This window comes from Roseiarcus sp. (assembly GCF_052145395.1).
In the GTDB taxonomy this organism is placed as follows: Bacteria; Pseudomonadota; Alphaproteobacteria; order Rhizobiales; family Beijerinckiaceae; genus Roseiarcus.
Genome location: NZ_JBKQOT010000362.1, coordinates 1 through 6,440 on the forward strand (window position 1 = coordinate 1; position 6,440 = coordinate 6,440).

A 6,440-nucleotide genomic window follows, 5' to 3' on the forward strand; every position below is an offset into this window, starting at 1 on the left:
CGGCCCCCAACCTCCCCGCGGTTTCCTCCTTGGGAGGCTTTCGAGCGCCGGCCCCGACGCATGCCCCACCGTCCGCAAAGGGCCGGCGCCCGAAACCCTTCACCGAACCGGAAGTTCGTTAGCGAGCTTCCATTCCTTAGGCGACGCCCAAAAATAAGCGGTACGTGTTCTTTCGGCATCTCAGGCGGTTTCGTGGGGGGAAGGTCGCCTGACCGATTCGGCAGTTTTTGGGCGTCGCCTTACGTCAGCGCAAGCAACACGGAGAAGCGCGCCATCGCTCGCACCCACCAATTCGCCGGGTTCACGCATCAGGTGTTGACCGATAGGACCGTTGTTTTAGGGGGTTTGCCGCAATTCCCTATCGCTGACGCTCCCGGCCGTCTCGTCGATTATTGCTACCCGCCTAGAGCTCAACTCCTTGCGGTTGTGTGATTTGGATCACAGACGGAATACTGGCTAGCCCTGTAGGGTTGACAATAAGAGCATTGGGTTGGGAAGTAGAGAGAGCGACAGATCGTCTTTCTGAAGCTGGGTCTTGGGGGAACCGATGGCTGCAGGGTTGGGTGACCGCATTCTTTCGGCGTTCGCTCGCGTCACAAGCGCCCTCGCGCCATGGCACAAGTGGCCATTTCTCATCGCAATTCCGACGCTCGCCGGCGTCCGCGTCATCATGCGGCAGCGTAATCTCTTCAATACGGAGACCGCCGCCCCGGCGTTGGACCCGCCCGCCGAAGACGTCAAAGGACACAGAACCGCGGACGGCTCCTTCAACAGCCTTGAACTCCCTTGGATGGGCATGGCGGGCGCGCGGTTCGGTCGCAACGTGCCGATCAGCGAGACGTTCGGCGAAGCGGCGCGATCGCTGCTCGAGCCCAATCCGCGCCGCGTCAGCAGCGAACTCCTGGCGCGCCGCGAATTCGCGCCAGTTCCCTATCTCAACGTGCTCGTCCCTGCGTGGCTTCAGTTCATGGTGCACGATTGGCTGAGTCACGGAGTCAACGACCCGGCGAACCCGTATGAGGTGCCGATCGCTTCCGACGACGACTGGCCGCAGAACCCGATGTCGATCCTGCGCACGACGCGGGCGCCGACCACACCGGCCGACGACGGCCGGCCTTCGACCTTTACCAACACCGTCACCCACTGGTGGGACGGGTCGCAAATCTATGGCTCTTCGCTGACGCGCCAGAAGCTGATCCGCAGCGATCCCCAGACGAGGCAGCTGCTGCCGGACGGCAAGATCGGGCTCACGCCGGACGGCCACCTGCCGATCGAGCCGATCCGCGACGAGATCAGCGACCCGGAAGGCGCAAAGTTCCCCGATCTCGAACTTACCGGCGTCAACGGCAACTGGTGGCTCGGCCTTTCGGTCATGCACACACTGTTCGCGCGGGAGCACAACGCCGTTGTCGACCGGCTCAAAGTCGACTTCCCCGAGGCGGAGGGCGAGTGGCTGTTCCAGAAAGCGCGTCTCACGGTGACCGCACTCATCGCGAAGATTCATACGACCGAGTGGACGCCCTCGCTCATGAACTCGCCGGAAGGGCGCTTCGCCATGCGCGGGAACTGGTGGGGAATAGCCGGCGAACATTATTGGCGGGGCTATGGCCGCCTGAGCGATGCCGAGGAAATCTCCGGCATTCCGGGTTCGCCCGGGGGGCAGGACTCGGCGCCTTACGCGATGACCGAGGAGTTCACGGCCTGTTACCGCATGCATCCGCTGATGCCGGACACGTTCTCGATGCGCAGTCATCGGGACAATCAGGAGCTTGCGAAGCTGTCGCTTCTCGACGTTGCCCATGCCGGCGCGGCGCGCGTCTATCGCACGATCAGCTTTGACGACGTGCTCTACTCGCTCGCTACCAGCAATCCCGGGGCGCTGGCCTTACACAACTACCCGAACAGCCTGAGACGGCTGCCGGAAAAGCCTAAGGAAGGTATCTACACCGATCTTGCCGCGACCGACATCCTGCGCGACCGCGAGCGCGGCGTTCCCCGCTATTGCCAATTCCGCCGCCTCATTGGAATGCCGGTCCCGAAGACCTTCGAGGAACTGACGACCAATCCGAATTGGCGGGAGGAAGTGCGGGCGATCTATGCGACCGTCGAGGACGTGGATCTGCTCGTCGGCACGCTCTGCGAAGCGCAGGCCAACCCCGGCACGCCGCCCGGCTTCGGCTTCTCGGACACGGTGTTTCGCATCTTCATCCTGATGGCTTCGCGACGGCTGCGGAGCGACCGCTTCTTCACGACCGATTTCACGCCGGACGTCTATACGCCCGCCGGCTTCCAGTGGGTCGCCGACAACAGCATGCGCACGGTGCTTCAGCGGCACGCCTCGTCTCTGGCGCCGCTGTTCGCCAACGTCCGCAATGTCTTTTTTCCGTGGAGCCTCGGCTCAACATGAGACTGCGCATTCCGGCTCTTCTGGATGTCCTGACCGTCAGCGATCCCGAGCTGATCGCCGACCTCGCCAATGACCCTCGCCTCGACCGGAACTACGGAGGAAGGGGGCCGCTGTTCAATCGCATCGTAACGCGCCGCATCCGCAAGGCGCTGAGCCTCAACGGCGAACCGCTGCCGCCCGTCGCGCCGCATGGACCTGAGCGGCCGAAGTCGGCGCAAGCTGCCCTCGAAGCCCGCCTCAATGCGATTGCAGCGGCCCTCGGCCTGGGCGATCCGTCCGTCGAAAAGCTCGCGAGCTACTTGCGTGGCGAGGGGCCTGACGCGTCGGTCGGACCGCTCGCGCAGGAAGCGGTCGGCCGGCTCTTCAGCGCAGATTACGAGGGCGACGCAAGGAGCTGGGCCGCGGCGCGCGTGCTCGACCAGGCGCCGCGCACCTTCAATCTCCTGCTCGTCTTTTGGTGGGCCGTCACGGGGGCGGTCGCGAAGGCCAGGCGTCTGCTGGCGGACAAGGTCGGCGGCGACCCGTCCGGTGTCCACGGCACCGGCGTCGCCGTGCACAACTTAGTCGCCGGCTTCTTGCGCATGCGCGCGCTCTGGGCCGATCCCGCCACCCGCCGGCGGCTCACCCCCGAAGCGGCCACCGCGCAATGCCTCGTCGCGCCCCAGCAGGTCGTGCGCCAGCCGACGGAGGCCGGCTTAACGCTCGCCGGCGAATACAGCCCTGCGACACTGGTTCTTCTGCAGCTCGACGCCGCCAACAGTCGCGCGCCGAGCCCAAGCACGGCGTTCATGACGCAAAGCTGGGCCCGCTGCCCCGCGCACGCCTGGGCGCCCGCGTTGCTCGCCGCCGTGTGGCGAGCCGCGCAGGGGGAAGCCTGATGGAAGACGATCCAATCTTTTCTCCCTTGAAGTTTCGCAACCTGACGGTGAAAAACCGAATTTTCCGCTCCAGCATATCCGGTCGCTTTGACGGCGAGGACGGCTCGCTGACGCAGACCCGGATCAATTGGGAGTCCAAATTTGCAGCTGGAGGAGTGGGCGCGATCATTTCCTCCTACGTTCCCGTGCTGATGGAGGGACGGATCATCGCCGGCTACGCGACCGTGCACCGCGACGACTTCATTCCCCTCTGGGCGAAGCTCGGCGAGGCTGTTCACAGCTTCGACGCCAAGTTCATCATGCAGCTGAGCCATTCGGGCCGCCAGATGGACCTGCCTGGCGTTCACAACCAGGCCCGCAAAGCGCCAAGCTCGACCAGCCGAACCGAGCCCCTGCACGGGTTCCTTTGCCAGGCGATGAGCAAGGCCGAGATCGATCATACGATTGCGGCCTTTGCGCGCGGCGCCTGGCGGGCGCGCGAAGCCGGCCTCGACGGGGTCGAGCTACATTCGGCAAACGGCTACCTGTTCAGCCAGTTCATGTCGTCAGGCATCAACGACCGCAAGGATGAATATGGCGGTTCCCTGGAAAACCGGGCGCGGTTTCTCCTGAATGTGATCGAGGCGATCCGCAACGCCGTCGGGCGCGACTTCCATTTGCAGGTCAAGCTCAGCGCAGTCGACCACAACAACGTCATCCCGTGGGAGAAGCCAGGCAACACCCTAGACGACACGGTGAAGATCGCAAAATGGGCGGAAGCGGCCGGCGCCGACGCGATCCATGTCTCGCAAGGCTCGCTCTTTCCCCACCCCCTCAATCCGCCCGGCGACCTTTCGCTCGAGACCCTCACGACCACCTATGACGCGATGATCTCTTCCGGCGTGCACGGGATGCGCAACTATCTCTTGTTCCGCTATCCGCCGTTGAGGCCGATCTTCCACTGGCTTTGGTTCCGCATGAAGAAGGGCAAGCCGATCGAGGGGGTGAATGTCGAAGAGGCGCGCGTCATCCGGAAGGCGGTCAAGATCCCGGTCCTCTGCACCGGCGGGTTCCAGACGGCCTCGTTCATCCGCAACGCCATCAATGCCGGGGCGGTCGACGGCGTCGCGATCGCCCGCTCGCTCGTCGCCAACAACGACCTCGTGCAGCAGTGGGCCGCCGGGGCCGACCGTCCCGAGAAGCCCTGCACGTACTGCAACCGTTGCCTCGTCAGCGCGATGAAGAATCCGATGGGCTGCTACGACGTTTCGCGCTACCCGAGCCGTGAGGCGATGATCGACGCGGTCATGTCGGTCTACCGCGTGCACGGTCAGTTCGTGATCCCCTCCAAGGAGGTGATGTCGCGATGACCGATATCAACGAGCCTTTCACCGCCGTTCAGATTCAATTGCGGTCACGCATGTGGCTCTTGTCTCTGACGTGGCTGATCGCGCTTGCGCTGCTGCTCGTCGGTCTGGCGACTGTCGTCCTGGGCGCCGTCGCCTTCATGAAATTCCGCGGCGACGCAACGCCCGCCTACGGGGACGACACCGCGCACTTCATGTACGGCTCGATCGGGACGGAGCCCAACAGCGGCCTGCCCTACTGGATGTGGAAAACGCTGCCGAGCCTCTTTCCCGAGCAGTTCGAGGGCCGTAACGACTATTCGGCCTTTGGCTTCCTCTACGAGCAGGACGCCGCAGGCCGTCAGCGCGATCTGCCGATCGGCATCTCGCGCCGCCAGGTCAGCGGCGTCGAGGTCGTCTGGTTCAATTGCGGGACATGCCACGTCGGCGCCTGGCGCGAAACGTCCGCCTCGCCGCGGCACATCGTGGCGGGTATGCCCTCGAACAATCTCAACCTCTACCGCTTCGTGCGCTTTATCCTCGACATCGCCTCGGACGAGCGACTGGCGCCGAACACGCTGATCCCGGCGATGGAGCGTCAGGGCGCGCATTTCGATTGGATCGACCGCCTCGCCTGGCGTTACGCGGTGCTGCCGCGTGTGCGCGAAGGCCTGATCGAACATCGGGCGCGACTCCTGCCGCTGGTGGCGTCGCAGCCGCCGTGGGGGCCGGGCCGTGTCGATACGTTCAACCCTTATAAGCTTCTACTCGAGCTGCCGCCCGGAAGCCGCGTCCCCGACGCGGAGGCCGTGGGGACCGCCGATTTTCCGGCGATTTTCAACCAGCGCCCGCGCAAGACGATGAGCCTGCACTGGGACGGAAACAACGATTCTCTGGATGAGCGCAATCTGTCGGCGGCGGTTGGCGCAGGCGTGACGCCGAAAACGGTCGACCACGCGGCAATCGAGCGCAACGCGGCCTGGCTCATGGATTTGAAGCCACCGCCGAGCCCCTATCGGCCCGACCCGGCCTCGGCCGCCCGCGGCAAGGCGACCTACATGCAGGCGTGCGCCGGCTGCCACGGCTGGCAGGGTCCCGACGGCTATGTCTTCGAAGGCGCGAAAATCGGCACGGTGGAGCCGAACGACGACCTGGGCGCCGATCCAAACCGGCTCAACTCGTACACCCAACAGTTCCGCGACTGGCAGCTCTCGGCCATGTTTGCCGGCACGCCCTATCAGTTCACGCACTTCGTCAAAACGGACGGATACGCCAACGTCCCCCTCGACGGCCTCTGGCTGCGCGCTCCCTATCTGCACAACGGATCGGTCCCGACGCTCGCCGATCTCCTGCTGCCGCCCGATCAAAGGCCGAAGCGATTCCTGCGCGGATCGGACGTGATCGATCCCGTCAGGGGCGGCTTTCAGGCGCCGCCCTGTCCGCCGGCCGAGACGCCTGGTGTTTTCTGCTTCGACACGAGCGCGCGCGGCAACAGCGCGGGAGGCCACGCCTATGGAACAGACCTACCGAACGACGAAAAGCAGAATCTCCTGGCCTATCTGCTGACGTTCTGATTGGAGGCGGGCATGACGGACGCCCTGATGCTTGGCTGGAGCCAAGCCCAAGCCGCGGGACGCAAGAGCGTTTATCGGAAGGCGCTCGGCTTCAACATGGTCTTGCACCTTCTTATCGGTCTCGGATGCATGTTCCTGCCCGATTTCGTTTCGCAGACGTTCGGGCTGCCAACGCCGGTTCCCACGGGATGGATTCGCGGCTGGGGCGCAACGCTCATCCTCGTGACCGCCCTCTATTTTCCCGGCCTCGAGGACC

Annotated in this window: 5 protein-coding genes; all 5 read left to right on the plus strand. The window is 64.5% G+C overall.

Going from position 1 to position 6,440, the window contains the following annotated elements; all coding sequences use genetic code 11:
- The first annotated feature begins 547 nt into the window (after window positions 1-547).
- On the plus strand, window positions 548-2,407 hold the full coding sequence (locus tag ACLP25_RS12185; RefSeq protein ID WP_442469458.1) for a peroxidase family protein: 1,860 nt from the start codon (window positions 548-550) through the stop codon (window positions 2,405-2,407).
- Complete coding sequence (locus tag ACLP25_RS12190; RefSeq protein WP_442469459.1) at window positions 2,404-3,285, plus strand: hypothetical protein; 882 nt, start codon at window positions 2,404-2,406, stop codon at window positions 3,283-3,285. The genes ACLP25_RS12185 and ACLP25_RS12190 overlap by 4 nt, the downstream gene beginning before the upstream one ends.
- Complete coding sequence (locus ACLP25_RS12195; RefSeq protein ID WP_442469460.1) at window positions 3,285-4,634, plus strand: NADH:flavin oxidoreductase; 1,350 nt, start codon at window positions 3,285-3,287, stop codon at window positions 4,632-4,634. Before ACLP25_RS12190 ends, ACLP25_RS12195 begins: the two co-directional genes overlap by 1 nt.
- The gene (locus ACLP25_RS12200) at window positions 4,631-6,184 is read left to right on the plus strand and encodes a c-type cytochrome (RefSeq protein WP_442469461.1); all 1,554 of its coding nucleotides are present in this window, start codon (window positions 4,631-4,633) and stop codon (window positions 6,182-6,184) included. Before ACLP25_RS12195 ends, ACLP25_RS12200 begins: the two co-directional genes overlap by 4 nt.
- Before the next feature lie 12 nt (window positions 6,185-6,196).
- Window positions 6,197-6,440: hypothetical protein (locus ACLP25_RS12205; protein ID WP_442469462.1), on the plus strand; the 244-nt coding region annotated here is incomplete at its 3' end.